17 protein-coding genes and 1 pseudogene are annotated in these 17,929 nt (G+C 63.4%); 10 read left to right on the forward strand and 8 right to left on the reverse strand.

From position 1 onward, the window contains the following. Nucleotides 1–352 precede the first annotated feature (352 nt). Nucleotides 353–517, forward strand: coding sequence for a hypothetical protein (locus HDG37_RS04535; protein ID WP_184044750.1), 165 nt, complete (start codon nt 353–355; stop codon nt 515–517). A gap of 237 nt (nt 518–754) precedes the next feature. Next, nucleotides 755–1,471, forward strand: a complete 717-nt coding sequence (locus HDG37_RS04540; protein WP_184044753.1) for a transposase — start codon at nt 755–757, stop codon at nt 1,469–1,471. Nucleotides 1,472–1,542: 71 nt separating this feature from the next. Here the strand turns inward: HDG37_RS04540 and HDG37_RS04545 are convergent, their stop codons facing one another. From HDG37_RS04545 to HDG37_RS04560, 4 genes are all read right to left on the reverse strand, one after another. Then, a complete protein-coding gene (locus tag HDG37_RS04545) occupies nt 1,543–2,766 on the reverse strand; it encodes a polysaccharide pyruvyl transferase family protein (protein ID WP_184044756.1) in 1,224 nt (407 codons plus the stop codon). Beyond that, nucleotides 2,741–3,766: a lysylphosphatidylglycerol synthase domain-containing protein gene (locus tag HDG37_RS04550; protein WP_184044758.1), complete on the reverse strand. Its 1,026-nt coding sequence runs from the start codon at nt 3,764–3,766 to the stop codon at nt 2,741–2,743. Before HDG37_RS04550 ends, HDG37_RS04545 begins: the two co-directional genes overlap by 26 nt. Before the next feature lie 281 nt (nt 3,767–4,047). After that, on the reverse strand, nt 4,048–4,245 hold the full coding sequence (locus tag HDG37_RS04555) for a hypothetical protein (protein ID WP_184024187.1): 198 nt from the start codon (nt 4,243–4,245) through the stop codon (nt 4,048–4,050). Nucleotides 4,246–4,355: 110 nt separating this feature from the next. Continuing rightward, entirely contained in the window at nt 4,356–4,898 is a 543-nt protein-coding gene (locus HDG37_RS04560; protein WP_311541000.1) for a phasin family protein, read from the reverse strand. Nucleotides 4,899–5,302: 404 nt separating this feature from the next. Here HDG37_RS04560 and HDG37_RS04565 point away from each other — a divergent pair, with 404 nt between their 5' ends. The 3 genes from HDG37_RS04565 (at nt 5,303) to HDG37_RS04575 (ending at nt 8,967) form a co-directional block, all read left to right on the forward strand. Further along, nucleotides 5,303–6,073: a DUF3047 domain-containing protein gene (locus HDG37_RS04565; RefSeq protein WP_184044761.1), complete on the forward strand. Its 771-nt coding sequence runs from the start codon at nt 5,303–5,305 to the stop codon at nt 6,071–6,073. Nucleotides 6,074–6,163: 90 nt separating this feature from the next. Further along, nucleotides 6,164–6,832, forward strand: coding sequence for a hypothetical protein (locus HDG37_RS04570; protein ID WP_184044763.1), 669 nt, complete (start codon nt 6,164–6,166; stop codon nt 6,830–6,832). Between the two features lie 416 nt (nt 6,833–7,248). Then, a complete protein-coding gene (locus HDG37_RS04575; protein WP_260332750.1) occupies nt 7,249–8,967 on the forward strand; it encodes an alpha/beta-hydrolase family protein in 1,719 nt (572 codons plus the stop codon). Between the two features lie 71 nt (nt 8,968–9,038). On the opposite strand, the gene HDG37_RS04580 is transcribed toward HDG37_RS04575, so the two are convergent. Beyond that, nucleotides 9,039–9,767, reverse strand: a complete 729-nt coding sequence (locus HDG37_RS04580) for a FadR/GntR family transcriptional regulator (protein ID WP_184044766.1) — start codon at nt 9,765–9,767, stop codon at nt 9,039–9,041. A gap of 414 nt (nt 9,768–10,181) precedes the next feature. Between HDG37_RS04580 and HDG37_RS04585 the strand changes: the two genes are divergently transcribed. Genes HDG37_RS04585 through HDG37_RS04600 form a run of 4 tightly spaced genes read left to right on the forward strand, consistent with a single transcriptional unit; the run spans nt 10,182 to nt 14,855 of the window. Further along, a complete protein-coding gene (locus tag HDG37_RS04585; protein WP_184044769.1) occupies nt 10,182–11,309 on the forward strand; it encodes a sugar ABC transporter substrate-binding protein in 1,128 nt (375 codons plus the stop codon). A gap of 35 nt (nt 11,310–11,344) precedes the next feature. Next, nucleotides 11,345–12,895, forward strand: a complete 1,551-nt coding sequence (locus HDG37_RS04590) for a sugar ABC transporter ATP-binding protein (RefSeq protein WP_184044772.1) — start codon at nt 11,345–11,347, stop codon at nt 12,893–12,895. Beyond that, nucleotides 12,892–13,872: an ABC transporter permease gene (locus HDG37_RS04595; RefSeq protein WP_184044775.1), complete on the forward strand. Its 981-nt coding sequence runs from the start codon at nt 12,892–12,894 to the stop codon at nt 13,870–13,872. The genes HDG37_RS04590 and HDG37_RS04595 overlap by 4 nt, the downstream gene beginning before the upstream one ends. Further along, nucleotides 13,869–14,855, forward strand: a complete 987-nt coding sequence (locus tag HDG37_RS04600) for an ABC transporter permease (RefSeq protein WP_184044777.1) — start codon at nt 13,869–13,871, stop codon at nt 14,853–14,855. Before HDG37_RS04595 ends, HDG37_RS04600 begins: the two co-directional genes overlap by 4 nt. 84 nt (nt 14,856–14,939) lie before the next feature. On the opposite strand, the gene HDG37_RS04605 is transcribed toward HDG37_RS04600, so the two are convergent. Continuing rightward, on the reverse strand, nt 14,940–15,164 hold the full coding sequence (locus HDG37_RS04605) for a hypothetical protein (RefSeq protein WP_018422453.1): 225 nt from the start codon (nt 15,162–15,164) through the stop codon (nt 14,940–14,942). 441 nt (nt 15,165–15,605) lie between these two features. Here HDG37_RS04605 and HDG37_RS04610 point away from each other — a divergent pair, with 441 nt between their 5' ends. After that, the gene (locus HDG37_RS04610) at nt 15,606–16,937 is read left to right on the forward strand and encodes an NRAMP family divalent metal transporter (RefSeq protein WP_184044780.1); all 1,332 of its coding nucleotides are present in this window, start codon (nt 15,606–15,608) and stop codon (nt 16,935–16,937) included. 86 nt (nt 16,938–17,023) lie between these two features. On the opposite strand, the pseudogene HDG37_RS04615 reads toward HDG37_RS04610, so the two are convergent. Continuing rightward, a pseudogene (locus tag HDG37_RS04615) lies at nt 17,024–17,251 on the reverse strand (acetylornithine deacetylase); the annotation flags it as partial. Beyond that, nucleotides 17,244–17,921: a DUF1028 domain-containing protein gene (locus tag HDG37_RS04620; protein ID WP_184044782.1), complete on the reverse strand. Its 678-nt coding sequence runs from the start codon at nt 17,919–17,921 to the stop codon at nt 17,244–17,246. The gene HDG37_RS04620 and the pseudogene HDG37_RS04615, both read right to left, overlap by 8 nt. Nucleotides 17,922–17,929 lie beyond the last annotated feature (8 nt).

Below are 17,929 nucleotides of genomic sequence, written 5' to 3' on the forward strand. Positions count from 1 at the left end.
TGAAGCGCTTTGCGGGTCCGTTAAAGACTCGCGCCTGGCCAAAAGCGCAACCCAAGGAACATGCGCTTCGCCAGGATGACAGGACGATCTTTGTGGACGCCCGCACTGCGCACGCGATGCATCGGCAAGAAGTGGACGATCGGTCAAGAAAGATCGACGCACGGACAGGACGGCAATGGCTTGCCGCGGGCAGAGTTCATGACAGGAAGGAACCTCACGGATCGGCGTCATCCGTACTTCGCCAACAAGCCTTCCTCGGACTCTGGAAACCTGGCGCGTCACCCAACTTGCACGAATCGGTTCAAGCACAGCAACTGACCGCTTCGCGCAAACACAGTAGCGTGAGACACCGATGAAACGCCTGATAAGCCGTGCGATGTACCACCCGATCATTGCGCTATCCGTTTTCTATCTGGCCGACGTTATGCATCACGTCGATTACAGCATCGCTGGTGCGTTGCTGGTTCTGGCCGCGAAAACGATCTCGCGTGTTTCAAGTCTGTTCGACAAGGGATAGAGCTGCGATGCGACGCGTTCGTCGATGAACTTCCGAGCGCGGCGCTGCAATTCAGCATTGGCATAAGAGACACTGGCGTCGATCGGCAAATCGACGAACAGAGGCCATAAAAAAGGCCTGTTCGTGATGCAGATGCACGAACATGATCGATAGAATTTCCTCCAGCACGTTACACACGGTCCCGCGTCCGATATCTCTCGGACCGCTTTCTCACATCGGATCTCCGGTTAATTCAGCATGGCACGGCTTGCACGGCACTACGTCCCCGATCAACCGCAGCACGTTATCTTGCAGGGACTCGCGGGGCCCGCTTTCATGGACGAAGGAGACTACCTGTACTTCCTCGCCTGCGTGGCGGACGCAGCGCGCGTCGCCGATCTGGCGGTCCATGCGTGGGTGATCATGCCTGATGCGGTACAGTTCCTCGTCACGCCTTCGTACGAGTCGAGCGTCGCCATGGCAATGCAGGCGGTTGGCCGTCGCTATGCCGAGACCTTCAACCGCCGCCATGGACGCCGCGGTGCGGTATGGCGTGGCGAGTACCGGTCGACAGTGATTGAGCCCGACCGGTATTTCCTGCTCGCGAGCCAGATCATCGATCAGGCGCCGGTGCGCAATGGCCTGGCGGCCGAGCCGGGAAACTACCCGTGGTCGAGCTGCGCGCACCACATCGGGCTGCGTGTCGATAGGTTCATCAAGGACCATCCACTGTACCGGGCGCTCGGCAATACGCCGTTCGAGCGCCACCAGGCTTATCGCGATCTGGGCGCACAGCCTGTTGACGAACGCGAGATCAATAACCTGATGCAGTCGACGCTCAACGGCTGGGTGCTCGGCAGCCCCGCGTATTGCGAATGGGCGGCGCAGACAGCCAATCGGCGCTTGATGCCACTGCTGCTGCGCGACCGGCCGTCCACGGTTCGCACCACACGCTCGCTCGTACACGTGGGCTGAGCAAAGAACGATCGAGCTTCGCGAGATTACACGACGGCGCCGACACCGCTCGTCGCGCGAGGCCCTGCATTTCAAGCAGAACCCATTGCCGCTCGCGTCTGCGCGAATCCCTCGCGATAGCGAGCGGTGAGGTGTGTGGCCGTGCGCCGCAGCAACGTCCGGTCGATCGTCAGGGCATGGAGCATTGCTTGCGAAAGTGCCTCGATCCCGACGCTGCCCGGCACGCACGCTGGCTCCCACGTCGCGGCAAACGCGGACTGTTTGGTCGTGTCGTTCGCGCGCGCCGGATGGAAGAAGTTCACCCGCGGCAAGCCGAACGCCAGCGCGACGATCCGTCCGTGCAGGCTGCTTCCCGCGTAGGCCGTGGCGGCTGCGATCAGTGCGCAGATGTCCCATATCTCCAGCGAACGGAAGAGTTGTGTACGTGAGACCTTCATCCGTGCCGCAATCCGCTCGTAGCAGGCCATATCGTCATGCCAGGGCGCCGCACCCGCTCGAAAGAAAACAATACCAAGCCCGCTCTCGTTCGACACGCGATCGAGCTCGCGCGCAAGCACATCGAGCGTTCCGTCGTCGCCGAAATCCGCACTGAACTGCACGGCGACATACCCCTCGGGAAACGCCCTTTGCAAATCCGCCACGCCGCTTCGTTCCTTGCACGCACGAATGTTCGCGCCGAACAGCTCCATCACCATCACCGCCGGATCCGGCACGAGCCGTGCGAGAATGCCTGCTGCGGCGAGCCCGTTCTGGGTGTGGATGTCACGCACGCTGACGTCGTCGGCTTGCGCGAGCTTCGACAGGACTTCTGCTCGCATCCCGGGATCCAGTCGCTCCACATCGACGCCGCCGACCGCTTGATAAGTGACGCTCGACGCACAGGGAAACAACTCGCGAGACGTCATGTACGGGGCAAGCGCATCGAGACCCGTCAGCGCACGTGCCCACGCGCGTCGCTCGTCGTTGTGCGTTTCCAGTCGCGCGATGACCTTCTGTGCCTGGTCCCACGGCAGCAGCATCACCGCCGCCTCCCAGTCGCCGCAAGTCAGGATCTCGCCGCCTGCATGCACGATATGCACACGGTCCTTGCCGCGTTCGGCGGCCAGTTGCGCGAGCGCCTGAACAGCGTGGCCGCCGTGGACGCGCAGGTCGCGCTCCGCGAGCCCGGCGAAGATCATGTCGTCGCACGCAAGCAGTTTTGCGACGACGTGAGGCAACAGCAGGTCACCCAGGTTGTGGCGATCGAAGGCGCCGAACACCACGACCGCATCATGTTTTCCTGTGTCTCGCATCATGATTCGGGCCCCGACCTCCCTCGGTACGAAGTCGCCGCTTGTCGCGCCACTCCTCCACCTGCCAGGCGATGAGTCCAGGCAGAAAGACGATGACGTCACGAATACGGCGCGCACCCGCGAGCGCGAGGCAAAGCTGCGGATGGAAACCAAGCACCGTGCCGATCAGCAGAAATCCACCTTCCTGAACGCCGAGTGCGCCAGGCACAAAGAACGCGACGCTACTGAGCGCCTGGATGAGCGACTCGAGTACGACTGCCTGCAGGAAACCTGCTTTTGCCGACAGAAAATAGAGCGCGAGCCATAGCTCGAGCGCCGTCGCGATGCATTGGAGCGATTGCCAGACGAGCAGGTAACGGATGATGACGCCGGGCTGATGCCAGAGGTCACTGATCGACTGATCGATGCGCACCGACTCGCCGACGAGCGAGCGGAACTTGCCGCTCGTGATGCGATTGAAAAGTTTCGTGAGCCGCGCGAACGGACTCGCTCGCTGCACGAGCGAAAACGCCAGGAGCAGAACCGCCAGAATGGCGATGCCGCCTCCGAGCCTGGCTGCGAGGTGCAACGCCCTGGAGCCGGCATGGGCGATCAGATAGCCGATGGCCGCGATGGCGAACAGCATTTCGCTGATGAGCGTGAGCTGGAGGTCGACGACGAGGCTCGCCATGGCTGGGGCAGGCTCCATGCCCCGTTTGCGCATCATGCGAAACGTCACGACTTCACCGCCCACTCGGGCAACGGGCAACATGCCGTTCACGGACTCCCGAATCCAGACGAGATGCAGTACGGCGAACAGCTTCGGGCGTATCGCGCCGCGCATCAGCATTTGCCAATTCCTTGCGTTGGCGAGCATCGGCAGAATGTGGACCATCCCTGCAAGCGCGAGCCCGGCGCCGGCCGCGCGCATCAAACCGAGCACCTTCAGGGCGTCGGCGTGCCAGACGAGCCAGACCGCGATGGCCAGGCCAGCAAGTGCGGCAACCCGGGCGAGATATTTCATAAGCTGGCGCGAGCGTAGTGTCAGTCGCTTTGAAGCGGCAGCAATAGACTTTTGCGTCCACTGGAGATCGAGCCGCAGCTGCGACTCCCGATAACTTTTCACCGAGAATCTGGCAGATCGCACCTAGGGCCACTATTCGAGCTGTCGCATAACTCGTTCCCCGCGCTGCCTTGCTCAGCGACAGTCACTGGCGAAGCTGTTCGTGCACACGATTGCCGAGCGGCGGCGCAGGCGGCCCACCCAACGTGTATAGGTCGTCAGATACGTTGTCTGCGCACCGGTCAGCGGACCCGTGCGAACGCTCGCAGCACGGCGTCGCCGCGCGGCGTCACGCGAGGTAACCGGAAGCCCGGCCCGGCTGGCTCATTCGCAATCAACTGCAGTTCGCGGAGCGCGCCAAGCTCTGCCCGATCCGAATCAATTCGTTCAGGCGCATCTTTCAACAGCAGCAACGTGGCCACTTCGTGCGGGCTCAACATGTCGCTTACCTCACGGCGGGAACGAAGGAACGGGTGACCAGATCCGGCCACGGCTGCATCGGCAGCACGCGAATACCGGACCCGGCAGGATTGTGGTGGAAGCTCGTCGCCTATCGGGTTGACGAGCGACGTGTGCGAGGCGGACCTCGTCGTTCCGCCGTGTCAGGCGTCGCCTTTTCGACGCGCTCGAGAAAGGCACGGACCATTTCTCCGACCTGTGCCTCGGCGACGGACACGCGGTCCGGCTGCACTTCCGGCGGCACGGCCGCGCGCATCATCGCGTCGACGCCCGTTGCGCAGGCCGGCAGGCCAGCGGGCATGGTGTCCTCGTGAAGCTCACGCTCGTCGTCGTGATCGCCGCCGGCGTGGCACGGTCTGATTGTTTCAGACGCGATATCCATCCAGCCGCGGGTGTATCCGGCGAACTGCAGGGTAAGCCAGGGCAACACATCCGCTTGACGTCTGAGGAACTGTTCAGGCGTCTGGGCGCGCAATATGCTTGCCCAGTGTAGCGCGGCACCCGTGACCGAGGACCTGTATGTATCCACGTTCAGCCGTACCAGCGCGCAATAACCGGCGAGGAACTGGTTGGGCAGTTGCGACACGTCGGTCGGCACGGATAGGGTAAATGGCATCTGTTTTGGGCTGCTCACGGAATATCTCTCAGGTTCTCGCGGACACGGCGATCGCTGCCACTGCGATTCGTGAAGGTCGTTTCCACACCGGGCCGTTGGCCAGGCAGACGGTCTGAAGCCGTCTTAGAGCAGCCATTCTAACTTTGTTAAGTCGGGTTACGATTTTTACGAGCCAGGGAGTTTCCCCAATATATGGGAAATTGACGCCTGTGATGAGTGGCGGCGACCATGGTCATTGATAGCAAACCCCTCGCGCGCCGCACGACGCGACGGGAATACCGCGCGGCGCGTTGCGAGCCTCGTCATGCAAACGCTACGACGCAGCGAACAGATCCTCAACCGCCGGCGTGAAAGCTTCGCTGAAACGTCGCCCGAGGAGCCCATTACAATGGACGCTATCCAAAATACGGATGCGACCTGCCATGCATCTTCCCTCGCGCCATCGAGCGCAAAAACGAACAGCCCCGTCAGCCTGGATCGCCGCATGCGTCGCGCTTCTTTTGTTGTCGCCACCCATCCTTGCCCAGGACGAAACGCCCGGTATCGCCTTTTCCTCGATCGAGCCCGGCGCATCGCTGCCCGCGGGCTGGAAGAACCTGCCGGTCGTGCGCGGCAAGCCCATCACGCAATACACGCTCGTTCACGACGACCACACCACTGTGCTGCAGGCGGACGCGAACCGCTCTGCTTCCGCGCTGATGCACGACGGTGATATCGACCTCGCTCGCACTCCCGTCGTGGCATGGCGCTGGAAAGCGGATAGACCGATCGAAGGCGCCGATAACCGCGTGGCGTCGAAGGAAGACGCGCCAGCGCGGCTGGTGTTCATGTTTGCCGGAGACAAGAGCAAGCTGTCGCTTTTCGACCGGGCGAAGATGGGGCTGGCCAAGCAACTGAGTGGCGAAGATCTGCCCTATGCCACGTTGATGTACGTGTGGTCGACCACCGCCGCGCCGGGTACCGTCATTGCCAACCCTCGCACGAACCGCGTACAGATGATCGTGGTCTCCGGTCTGCCTGGCGATGCGGGTCAGTGGCAAAGCCTGCGCCGCAATATCGTGCAAGACTATGAGCGGGTCTTTCACGAACCGCCAGGACGAATCACAGGCTACGGGCTGCTGACCGATACCGACAATACCGGTGCCACGACACGCGCCTGGTACGGAGACGTCCAGTTCCTTCCCGGGCCTTGATCACCGCGTGCCATCGAGTTGATCGAGCCCGTCGGCGCGGCGTGGCCGGCTGAGTGTCCCGCGCGCTTTCGTAAGCGAAGACGACGCGCCTTGCCGATCACCGGCTTGCTTTGGGGCGCAGCCATCGACCCTTCATTCCTCAGGCGCTCAGATGAGTTCCCGCGGTTTGTAGTACCACATGCCCACAATCAAAGCCTGGGTGCGCAGCATCTTGCCGATATCGAGGTGAACGTTACGCTATCGAAGACGCATTGGCTCGGTGGCAAATATCGCCGTTATCGCGTGTCATGGACCGTGACGTTGCCGGGCAATCCGGAGCAGGAACTGCTGAGTTTTCCGGAACAGTTCGATTTTCTGACCGAGCATGAAGCGTTCAAGTATGGAGAAAATCGGACGCACACCTTTGTCGATTCGATGTTGTCGACGCCTTCAAAGGCGCAGGTTCCGCGACGCGGCCGCTCGGCCCGCAACGCGCCAGGAGGTTTGATGGTTCGCGCCGGCGCGCGACATTTCGGAGCGGTATGGCGCGTCGCCGCGTTTCCTATGATCCCTTCGAGCTTCGTGCGGCAGGCAGAAGCGACCGGAAACACCGAGTCTTCCGGGAAGTCTTCCGACAATCGCAACACCATCTCGCTATCTGGCCTGTTTGCCCTGCCGGTCAACTGCGTAGCGTCGGCAATGCTCCAGATATTCTGGCTTCGTTTGCGACGGTCAATTCAACCAGCGGGTTTCGAACCGCTTGATCGTGCCACCGGGTAGCGACCAGCGCGACGAGCAAGCAGCGTGTGCGCAAGCTCCGTAAAGCCACTCGCTCGGGCGACGTCGCCACCGATAGGCCGGTCATCGATGTTCGAACACGATGCGCGCAGAGCGACGATGTTGTTCGGGGGACAGAAAGGTAAATACAATGCGACGCATGGCCGGTTTATCGTTGACGTTTTTTCGACGCAGGAGAAACATCGCACGAGATCGGAGCAGCCCCGTCCGTCCCGCTGCCCCCATGTGTCGCGCTGCGCGCGGGAATCAGGAAAACATCGTCGTGGCTGATCATGCGGCGGCATCTTCCATTACTGCCCTCCTGGCGGAGTCTGAATCAAGGCTGGTCGGGTCATCAACTCCTTTGCGGGTGACCCGCGAAAACGAGGTGCGAGTTGTGCCAATCCGAGCGAGCACGCATGCGGGACTCCCATGAGCCGGTAGCCGCCGGGCTTCGAAGCACGTCCTGGACGCCGACGCTCAGCGGCTCGCTGCTCGCGCTCGTGTTCTGGTGGCAGTCGCTGACGCCGACACTGATTCCGCGGTCGTGGGGAACGCAAACCGTGGTCGGCGCGTTCTGTCTGGCCATCGGCTACGGGATAGGCACATTGGCCGGCCGCGGCGTGCATCGGCTGCTGGAGCGATGGGGGCGCGTGGCCGGCAGCGAGATCCGACGGCGCAGTTGGATCGTTCTGGCAGCGGCGTGGCTCATTGCACTATTCGTTGGCTCGAAGCTATGGCTCGGCTGGCAGAACGAGCAGCGTAATTTCATGGGGATGGCGCCGATCGGCTGGTTCGACGCCGTGCTGGTGATCGTCCTGTCGCCGTTGAGCGCGGTGTTGCTGGTAGTCATCGGGCGATTGACGGCGCGCGGTGTCGCCGGCGTCAAGCGGGTCATCGAGGGCCACGTGCCCCCGATGATTTCGGTGCCGGCAACAGCGCTGCTCATCATCGTAATTAGCATGGCGCTCGGTCGCGGAGTGGCCTTTCCCGCCCTCACCACGGTCTCCAACTTCGTCCACGGGCGGGTGAACGAGAACACGACCGAGGCAATCGTGGCCCCCACGTCGCCGGCGGTGTCGGGCAGCAGCACGTCGTTCGTCGCATGGGACACCTTGGGCCGCATGGGGCGCGACTTCGTGGCGACAGCGACGAACAAGCAAGAGCTTGCGAAGTTCCACGGGACTGATGCGAGACTGGTCGATCCGGTGAGGGTCTACGTGGGAGTGCGTTCCGCGGACTCCCTCGAGCAGCGTGCGCAGATTGCGGTCCGCGAGCTCGAGCGCGCGGGCGGGTTCGAGCGGAAAGTGCTGGTCGTGTGGATACCCACCGGCACGGGCTGGATAGTCCCCAAAGCCGCGGCTTCGCTGGAGCAACTGCACCGTGGCGACACAGCGATCGTGGCGATCCAATACTCTTTCCTGCCTAGCCGACTCGCCATTTTCATGGATGCGGGTCTCGCGAACGAGGCGGGTATCACGCTCTTCAACGCGGTTCGCGCCCGATGGTCGATGCTCCCGCCGAAACGACGGCCAAAGCTCGTTCTGTTCGGCAAGAGTCTTGGCGCCGCGGGGGTGGAAGCGCCTTTCGTCGGGAAAGACGCCTCTGCCTCGGTGGCCAACATGACGGCCCGAACGGATGGCGTGCTGATCGTCGGCGCCAAACAAAGCAACCCGATCCATTCGCAACTCACTCGTGAGCGCGATAGCGGGTCGCCCTTCTGGCAGCCGATCTTCGATGGGGGGCGTTCGGTACGGTTCTTGAACCGCGATCCGCATCAGGTGGCATTGGACACCGACTGGCCGGCCCCGCGAATCGTGTACCTTCAGCATCCGGCCGATCCGGCCGTGTTCTGGAGTGCCAGTGCGTTCTGGTGGCCGCCCGAATGGCTGGCTCGGCCACGGGGCTTCGACGTGCCTGACGCCATGCATTGGTTTCCCATCGTCTCGGGCGTGCAGGCGGTGGGCGATCTGATTCACCAACTCGGCGTGCCGGCGGGTTTTGGTCACAACTACTCGTCTGAGGACTACGTCAACGGCTGGGCCAGCGTGGTGCCTCCCGAGGGCTGGACGCACGCCGATACCGGACGACTGGCGCGGTTCCTCGACCAGATTGCCGGCGATGAATCAGAGCCGTGACCGAGCTGAAGGCGAACGGACTGGGGCGATGCCGCTGCAGCTTGCTGCGCGCACTGCAGAACATGGTCTGGCTAACGCCAGGCTCGTGTGAACTCGCCGACCACGCGCGCCAGATGCGCCTGCATCGCCGTGCGCGCGGCGGTCGCATCTCGCGCCATGATGGCCGCAAAGATGCGCTGATGGTCATCCTGTGACGCCGCCCGCAATGCGGGAGTATGAAAGTGCTCCTCGATCTTTTTCCACAACGGGTCGGCACGGGAGTTGTCCCACATCGCTGTCACCACGAGCCGGAGCATTTCGTTTCCCGTCGCCCGCGCGATCGCCAGATGGAAATCACGGTCGGCGGCCTCGTTCGCAGCCTTCTCGTCCATGTTTTCGCGCATCGCGCGCAACGCGGCGAAGAGCCGGTCGAGGTCTGAATCTTTGCGCTCGGTAGCGGCTAAGGCCGCGATCCCGCTTTCGATCACCGCCCGCGCGCGCAGCGTCTCGATCGGGCCCAGTCCGCGCGGCAGTTTAAACATGGCGGAGCGCGCCTGCGGCGCTTCTGCCACATAGATGCCCGAGCCGACACGGACCTCGACCACGCCCTGCACTTCCAGCGCGATGATCGCTTCCCTCACCTGCGTGCGGCTCACGCCAAAACGCTCGGCCAGCGTGCGCTCGGAAGGCAGGCGCGCACGCGGCCCGACGTCGCCGGCGACGATCAGATCGTAGATCTGCTTCGCGAGCCCGACATAGGAACGGTCGGTCGCGTCCTCATCGGCGGCGCGGCCGGTTGGCGTGTGCGAAAGATCGGCCATTCAGGATTCCAGAAAGCTTCGAAGCCGCCCAAGGATTGGCTCGAGTTCGCCAAAATGGTACACCAATTGCCGGCGCCAGCCTGCATCGGCCTGACGCCGCGCTTGCCGCCCACCGAACCCGTACGGCAGGAATTTCAGACTACTCGAATCCTCCCGCGACGCCGTGGTAAACCACTATCGCGCGCGGATTGGTATGCCAGTACTGTCAGACGTGACTGCGTTCGCGCCGGCCCTTCGTTTTGCTTCGAGGCGGCGCCGTTGAAAAGGTCATCGCGCTGCTTCGGCGAGTCCGAGTCAGCCCCGCTGCAGCACATTCCGCAAGATTCCCTGCTTCACGCACAGAATTCGGCGGCGATCCATGGCCGCCATGTTCGCCGGCAATCGGCAAGTTCAATCCAACAAAAAGGAGACGACATGCTTTCAGGAATCCAGGTGCTTCGAGCGGCGGCGACCGCGGCATTCACGCTGTGTGCAAGCGCGGCTTTCGCGCAGGCATCGTTCGTTTCAGGACCGTCCAGCGATCCAACCTGCATGGTCCCCTGGAAGAGCGACACGAAGTTCATCAAGTATCCGAAGAAGAACGGGCCCTACCGGATCGCACTCGTGAACGGCTATATCGCGAACACCTGGCGTATCCAGATGATCAAGACAGCCAAGGCCTACACGGCGCAGCCGGCCGTCGCCGCCAAGCTCAAGGAATTCAAGGTCGTCTCGACCGGCGAGGACGTGCCGGCGCAGATCTCGGCCGTCAACAACTTCATCGATGCCGGCTATGACGCGGTCATCGTGGACGCGCAAAATCCCGCCTCGTTCGGCCCCGCGATCCGCCGCGCGAAGAAGGCCGGCGTCGTGCTGATCGCGTTCGACAACATCCTCGACAGCGAAGACGCGATCAACGTCAACGTCGACCAGTACGGGCTCGGCGTGCTGTGGGCCAAGTGGCTCGCGAGCCACCTGCCGAACGGAGGCAAGGTGCTCGAGGTTCGCGGGGTGGCGGGCACGTCGGTCGACACGGACCGCCACAATGGTTTCCTGAAAACGTTGGACGACACCGGCAAGAAGTGGAACGTCGTCCAGGTCTACGGCAAGTGGGACGACGGGGTCGCGCAAAAGGCCACCGCCGACGCGATTGCCGTGCAGGGCCATTTCGATGGAATTTCGGCGCAAGGCGGCGACACGGGAGTCGTGCGCGCGATGATCGATGCGAAACATCCGTTCGTGCCTTTCGGCGGCGAGACGGAGAACGGCTTTCGCAAGTTCTGCGCGCAGTATGGGAGCCAGGGCCTGAAGTGTACGTCGGCGGGCACCGGTCCCGCGCAGGTGGCCGTGGCGATCAAGACGGCGCTCGCCGCGCTGGACGGCCAGACGATCCCGGTCTCGATCAAGCTGCCGCTCGACGTCACCGACGATTCGAAGCTGAAGGCGGGCGTCAACTATTTCCCGAACGACTCCGACAACTTTTTCGTCGGCAACTCGTTTCCGACTTGCGGCATCAATTTCTCTGCGCAGGAAATCATGAAGCAGAGCCAGGGCAACCAGTGATCGGGTGATGGCCGGGATGTGACGGGAGACGAAGCATGCTGCAGGATGCAGAGCAGCCGTTCTTTCAGATGTCTGGCGTGTCGAAAAGCTACGGCGGCGCCGTCGCGCTGGATCACGCTGAGCTCACGGTGCGCAGGGGCCGCATTCACGCGATCCTCGGCGAGAACGGCGCGGGCAAGTCCACGTTGCTGAAGGTGATGTCCGGCGTCGTACAGCCGGACGAGGGCACGATGCACTTCGATGGCCGGCAGGTCTCGTTCGCGTCGCCGGCCGAGGCGAACGCGGCCGGCATCGTCTGCGTCTATCAGGAGCTGTCGCTGATCCCCGACTTGAGCGTGGCGGACAACATCTTCGCTTCGCACCCGCCGCGACGTTTCGGCATGATCGACCGCCGGGCCCAGCGCCGCCATGCCGAGGAGGCGCTCGCCCGGGCGGGCGCCGCCGACATCAATCCGCTTGCAAAGGTCCGGGACCTGCCGCTGTCGCGCCAGCAGATGGTCGAGCTCGCGAAGGGGCTGGCACACGCGCCGCGCATTCTGATCCTCGACGAAGCCACCTCGGCGCTGACCGCGGCCGACGTCGCGCGCGTGATCGAGGTGCTCAAGCGCCTGCGCGAAGAGGGGCTCGCGCTGCTGTTCATCTCGCACCGGATGCACGAGGTGAAGGCGCTCGCGGACGAATGCACGGTCTACCGGAACGGCCGTCATGTGATGAGCTTCGAGGCAGACACACGCTCCGACAACGAGGTCGTCGAAATGATGATCGGCCGCAAGTACCAGCATGCCTTTCCGGCCAAACCCGCCGGCGACCGCAGTGCCGCTCCGGTTCTCGCCTGCCGGGATCTCGCGTGGAACGACACGCTGCAAGGCATCAGCTTTTCGTTGAAGCCCGGTGAAATCCTCGGACTGGGCGGCCTCGACGGACAAGGCCAGCGCGAACTGCTGCTGGCGCTGTTCGGCGTGTTGCGCGGGTGCGCGGGCAAGATCGAGATCGACGGCAAAGCCGTGTCGATCGGCAGTCCGTTGGCCGCGCGCGCCAACGGCATCGGTATGGCGCTGATACCGGAGGACCGCAAGACCGAAGGCTTGATGCTGCCGATGTCGGTACGCGAGAACCTGTCGTTTGCCGCGCTCGATCGCATGTCCACCGCCGGCGTAATCGATCGCGACCGCCAGCAGTCGCTCGTCGACCGGATGATGGAGCTGCTTGCGATCAAGTCGTTCGGCGTCGACGCGCCCGTGAGCTCGCTGTCGGGCGGCAACCAGCAGAAGGTGGTCATCGCGAAGTGGCTGATCCGGCAGCCGAGAATCCTGCTGCTCAGCGACCCGACGCGCGGTATCGACGTCGGCACCAAGCAGGAGCTCTATCAGTTGCTCAGGCGCCTCGCCGACGACGGCGCCGCGATCGTGTTCTATTCGACCGACTACGACGAGCTGATCGGCTGCTGTGACCGCGTGCTCGTGCTGTACGAAGGCAGGATCAAGAAGGAACTCGTCGGCTCGGCGATCACCGAGCAGAACCTGATTGCCAGCGCACTGGACCTGCCCGTCGGACAGATTTCGCCTTCCACGGGAGTCGCGCTATGAGCGGGCTGCGTTACTGGTATGCGGAGAATCGCGGGGCCGTGTTCGCGTTCGGCCTGTTCGTGCTGATGTTCGCGATCTACCTGGTCAACTATCCGTCGGCGTTGTCGGCCAACGTGTTTCAGACGGCAGCGAACAAGGCGGTGCTGCTCGCGCTCGTTTCGATGGGCCAAGCGCTCGTCGTGCTGACGGCCGGCATCGATCTGTCGATCGGCATGACACTGGTGCTGACGAATTGCATCGGCTCGTGGATCGTCACGGGCGGCACGCTGCACAGCGCGCTCGGCATCGCCGGCGTGCTCGCGGCGGGCGCGCTGTGCGGCGCGCTGAATGCCGTGATCATCATTTTCGGCCGGCTGCAGCCGATCGTGACGACGATCGCGACGGGCGCCGTCTACTACGGCCTGGCGCTGCTGCTGCGCCCCGTGCCCGGCGGCTCGATCAACGAGGACCTCGCCGACGCACTGACCGGCAAGGTCGCCGGCGTCCTGCCGGCGAGCTTGCTGATTCTGCTCGCGGCGACGCTGATCGTCTGGATTCCTTTCAAACGCTCGGCGGTCGGGCGCGCGGCGTACGCGACCGGCTCGTCCGAACCCGCGGCTTTTCTGTCCGGCATGCCGATCCGCCGCGCGAAGTTCGCCAGCTATACGCTGGCCGGCCTGCTCACTGCGATCGGCGGCCTATTCCTGACGTTCTTCACCGACACCGGCGAAGCGAGCCTCGGCAGCGCCAACTCGTACACGCTGTTTTCGATCGCCGCGGTGGTGATAGGCGGCGTGTCGCTGCTCGGCGGCAAGGGCAGCGCGATTGGCGCGATCTTCGGCGCATTCGCGTTCCGCTCGATCGGCGACCTGCTGTTCGTGTTCAACGTCGATGCGCTGTGGCAGCCGCTATTCCAGGGTGTGATTCTTCTGCTCGCTGTCGCGATCGGCGCATGCGGGCTGTTCAGGGTACGCAACCGTCTGGAGTGGTTTCAATGAGCCACGTTTCAGCAACCGGCCGGACCACGTTCGTGTCGAGGCTCACGCGCAGAATCGACAAACCGATCGTGATCGCGTTCGCGTGCATCGTCGCGCTGCTGCTCGTCGGCGGGATGTATTCGCGCAACTTCACGTCGCCGGAGTACATCCTGCTGCAACTGAAGGTCGGCGCGTTCCTCGGCATCATCGCGACCGGCCTGATGATGGTGATCCTGCTCGGCCACATCGACCTGTCGCTGCCGTGGACCATCACCGTCGGCGCAATGATGGCGTGCGCGGTAGCGGGGCACGGCGAACTCGGACGGATCCTCGCGATACCGGTCGGGATTGGTTGCGGCGTGCTGATCGGCGTCGTCAACGGCATCCTCGTTGCGCTGCTGCGCATTCCGTCGATGATCGCCACGCTCGCGACCAATGCGGTCGCACAGGGCATCATGATCGTCTATACCGGCGGATCGTCGCCGCAGGATTCCGCGCCACAGGTGATGCGATGGCTCGCGGCGGGCTGGCTCGTACCGGGCGTGCCGAATGCCGTCGCGCTATGGCTCGTGATCGGCGGCGCCACGGTGTTCCTGTTGTCGCGTACGACCTTCGGCCGCACGCTGTACGCGATCGGCAATACCGAACGCGCGGCGTATCTGTCCGGCATCAATACGCGGCTCGTGACCGTGGCCGCATTCGCCGTGTGCAGCGCGTTCGCGGCGTTCGGCGGCGTATTGCTCGCCGGTTATGCGTCGAAGGCAGCGCAGTCGATGGGCGATGCCTACCTGTTGCCGGCGATCGCGGCAGTCGTGCTCGGCGGCACATCGATTCTGGGTGGACGAGGTTCATACCTCGGCACCGTCGCTGGCGCGATCCTCATCACGCTGCTGCAGTCGATCCTTTCAGTCGCGCAGATGCCCGAGGCGGGACGTCAGATCATCTACGGCGCGGTGATAGCGGCAATGTTGCTGCTGTATGGGCGCAGCAAGCGGGAAGCGTAGGTTCGAGTCGATCCGCTGGCGCGTCCTCCCGGCCCACCAACGGCAACGGCTCCAAGCCTCTCGACTACCCTGCCAAGCGCAAGCTCATCCATGAGCATCCACCCACGCGCGCGCCCAATCCAGGCCTGCATGGTGGGCTTCCTCCTCGCTATCGAATAGTCCCAGAATGCCTGATGCTTCGATCAGCTTTCCGCCTCGCGTAATGGTTCCGCTCGCCGCATAGCGCTCCGGTTGCAGGATGCCTTCGCCTTCCTGCTGAAGGATGGCATGCCCCCACAACGTGTACCCGTCGTAGTCGATCGTTTCCATTAGCGCACGACCCTGACGGATGCGGCGCGAGCCGTCGCTCGAAGCATGTTCGCGCGTGCCTCTGGTGGATTCCAGACCTCAGCGTAGTCCGATGCGTGCGCGCCCGTGCAAGGCGTCATGATCAGAACCGTAAATCCTGTCTTTTTCAAGATTTCTCCTTTCCAGCGATTTTCTTCAGCGGCGGAAAAGACGCCTGGGCATTGAGACTTCACTCGCGGGGAGCTATCGCGGAGACTGGTCGTTCGCTCGCCGCGGTCGACGAGCGTTTCGCGCTGGTCGGCGCGGGTTGAAGATGTGACATTGTATCGTCAGCCTGCGGGAGTCCTGATAGTCGCCCTCGATAGCGTCACATCCGCTGAATATGTGTGCCGCGAAACGAGTCGACGAAGGAACGTTTCGTGCGAGCGCTACAGTATCCCTGGTTTCCCGACGGTCAGGCGAATGCACTCTTCCCCCGACAGGGGCACCGCGCCCCGCGCCGCACAAGGTAGTACGCACGCTGCCTCGTCGCAGGCCGCCCGCTCGTGGGCCGCCGATCTGCGGCCGGGGCTGGCAAGTCTCGGCTGCGATAACGATCCCAGCGGTATCGCCACATATTCACTCGCGGGCGCGTGGTACGGCTACGACCTGCTGTGGACCTGCGTGCTGTCGTATCCGTCGATGGTCGCGTTGCAGCTGGTCTCGGCGCGTGTCGCCGCCGTCACCGGACATGGCCTGACCGCGAACATGCGCGCGCACTATTCGCCGGTGTTCTTCCATTTGGCGGTGGCGCGGTTCGTGATTGCGAACACGCTGAATATCGCCGTCAATGTGATGGCGATGGCCGCGGTCGTGCAACGCTTCACTCATGGGCCGCTTTGGTTGCTTGCCCTCGCATGCGGTTGCACCTCGATTGCGTTGCAGTGGTTCATTCCCTATGCGCGCTATGCGCAGGTGCTCAAATGGTTGATGCTGCCGATGCTCGCGTATGCCGGCGTGCTGCTGGTCGTCGATGTGCCTTGGCACACGGTCGTGCTGCGCTCGCTCGTGCCGCACGTCGAGTGGAAAGAAGATTTCGTCACGATGCTGATGGCCGTGCTCGGTACGACGATGAGTCCCTATCTGCTTTTTTCGCAGGCCGAGCAGGAAGCACAGGAAGAACATCGACAGCACGAACAGCACGCGGCGCGGGGCGATCGACGTTCGTCGGAGCAGCTTCGCCGCTTGCGCATGCAGACCTTGACGCGCACCGCGCTATCGAGCGTAGCCGCATTGTGCATCATGATCGCGGCTGCGGCGACGCTGCATGGTGCACAGACGCGGCCCGGCGAGCCCATGGAGCTTTCCAGGGTGCTCGAACCGCTAGTGGATGGCTACGCCGGCACACTGCTTGGGCTTGCACTGATCGGCTCAGCGCTGCTCGCACTACCTTCGCTTGCGGGTTCCGCTGCGCAAGCGGTCGCGAGTTCGTTCGACTGGCCCCACGGCCAACGGCGTGATCGGCGCATTGCTGTTCTGCTCGTTGCGCTCGCGGGGCTCGGAACGCTGCTTGGCGTTGCGCTCGGCCTATCGCACGTCGACCCTGTCAAGGCGCTGTACTGGAGCGCCATCGTCAACGGTATGACGATTACGCCCGTGCTGGTGCTTCTGGTGCTGCTGAGTGCGAAACGAGAAGCGGTCGGAGAAATCGTCGCGCACTGGTCGTTACGCGCGCTCTGCTGGCTCGCGACCCTGATCACCGGTGTGGTCGTGGTCGCGCACTTCGTGCTCGAAGTGGCGGAGCGCGTGTCCTGATGAACCCCTCACGCCCGATTTGCACCGCAGACGCGCAGGCTACCTCACGCTTTTGAGATGTTCAGCGAGGCGAGCGAACATCGCGTCACACCATCGGTATGCCCGGACAGCACGATGTCACCACGCTCTCGCGGACCGATCGTGGCGAACAGGTTCGCCTTGGTACGCTCGGCGTTATGGAACAGCTCGCTGTCCACACCGAGATTCGCGAGGTATTGCTGCACGAAGCCGATCAGTTCCAGATTGGAGTGGCGGCTGACAGTCGCAAAACCGATCAGCCGTTCGAGCAGCGCACGGCTCGACAACTCACTCATCGCCGGGCACTCCGTAGCTCGGCGCCGCGGTCGGATTCAACGCGCGTGCGATGTAGTCCCGCATCTGCGGCCGATACGCTTGCCAAAGCGCGGCAAGTTTGCCGATCGGATCGTCGTCGGCCCAATCGACACGCAGATCGACGCTCGGCCAGACGTGTGTATCGACGATCTTCAGAGCCGCCGAATGCACAGGCCCTGCTTCTCCGCCAGCTTCGGCGGCCGCATGCATCGCGTGCAGCAGGCGATCGGCGAGCGCGCCTTGTGCGCTCTCGAACGCTTTCACCATCGCGTCGATCACCGGCTTGCCGGCGAGCAGATTGCCCGCTGCCACACACTGATTCCCCGCGACGGCGTGATGCACGCCGAGTGCTTCCTTGCCGGTGAACATCGCGGTTCGCCCCTCACTGTCGACCACCGTCACCTGCCGGTATTCGCTCCATTCGCTCGCGCCTAGCGCCCGTTCGAGCGCCGCATCCGCCGCGATACGCTCGCTCTCCAGCAGATCGAGAATCTGCGGCCCGAGCGCGGGCTGCGTCACGTTCTGAGTCGCCACCGCACCGACGCCCGCGCGCGCCCACGGACACCTCGCACCCACCGCAATGCTCGACGAACTGATCGCGATACCGAGCTGACCGGTCTTGCCACAACGTCCGACGATCGAGAATGTCATGGGTAGCT

Source organism: Paraburkholderia sp. MM5384-R2 (genome assembly GCF_014201025.1).
In the GTDB taxonomy this organism is placed as follows: Bacteria; Pseudomonadota; Gammaproteobacteria; order Burkholderiales; family Burkholderiaceae; genus Paraburkholderia; species Paraburkholderia tuberum.

What these genes read in the sequence shown, in the direction of transcription:
- HDG37_RS04620 (WP_184044782.1), bottom strand. Translation starts at nt 17,921, where the DNA reads ATGACATTCTCGATCGTCGGACGTTGTGGCAAGACCGGTCAGCTCGGT.
- HDG37_RS04575 (WP_260332750.1), top strand. Translation starts at nt 7,249, where the DNA reads ATGCGGGACTCCCATGAGCCGGTAGCCGCCGGGCTTCGAAGCACGTCC.
- HDG37_RS04600 (WP_184044777.1), top strand. Translation starts at nt 13,869, where the DNA reads ATGAGCCACGTTTCAGCAACCGGCCGGACCACGTTCGTGTCGAGGCTC.
- HDG37_RS04590 (WP_184044772.1), top strand. Translation starts at nt 11,345, where the DNA reads ATGCTGCAGGATGCAGAGCAGCCGTTCTTTCAGATGTCTGGCGTGTCG.
- HDG37_RS04550 (WP_184044758.1), bottom strand. Translation starts at nt 3,766, where the DNA reads ATGAAATATCTCGCCCGGGTTGCCGCACTTGCTGGCCTGGCCATCGCG.
- HDG37_RS04540 (WP_184044753.1), top strand. Translation starts at nt 755, where the DNA reads ATGGCACGGCTTGCACGGCACTACGTCCCCGATCAACCGCAGCACGTT.
- HDG37_RS04545 (WP_184044756.1), bottom strand. Translation starts at nt 2,766, where the DNA reads ATGATGCGAGACACAGGAAAACATGATGCGGTCGTGGTGTTCGGCGCC.
- HDG37_RS04580 (WP_184044766.1), bottom strand. Translation starts at nt 9,767, where the DNA reads ATGGCCGATCTTTCGCACACGCCAACCGGCCGCGCCGCCGATGAGGAC.
- HDG37_RS04565 (WP_184044761.1), top strand. Translation starts at nt 5,303, where the DNA reads ATGCATCTTCCCTCGCGCCATCGAGCGCAAAAACGAACAGCCCCGTCA.
- HDG37_RS04605 (WP_018422453.1), bottom strand. Translation starts at nt 15,164, where the DNA reads ATGGAAACGATCGACTACGACGGGTACACGTTGTGGGGGCATGCCATC.
- HDG37_RS04585 (WP_184044769.1), top strand. Translation starts at nt 10,182, where the DNA reads ATGCTTTCAGGAATCCAGGTGCTTCGAGCGGCGGCGACCGCGGCATTC.
- HDG37_RS04555 (WP_184024187.1), bottom strand. Translation starts at nt 4,245, where the DNA reads ATGTTGAGCCCGCACGAAGTGGCCACGTTGCTGCTGTTGAAAGATGCG.
- HDG37_RS04535 (WP_184044750.1), top strand. Translation starts at nt 353, where the DNA reads ATGAAACGCCTGATAAGCCGTGCGATGTACCACCCGATCATTGCGCTA.
- HDG37_RS04610 (WP_184044780.1), top strand. Translation starts at nt 15,606, where the DNA reads ATGCACTCTTCCCCCGACAGGGGCACCGCGCCCCGCGCCGCACAAGGT.
- HDG37_RS04595 (WP_184044775.1), top strand. Translation starts at nt 12,892, where the DNA reads ATGAGCGGGCTGCGTTACTGGTATGCGGAGAATCGCGGGGCCGTGTTC.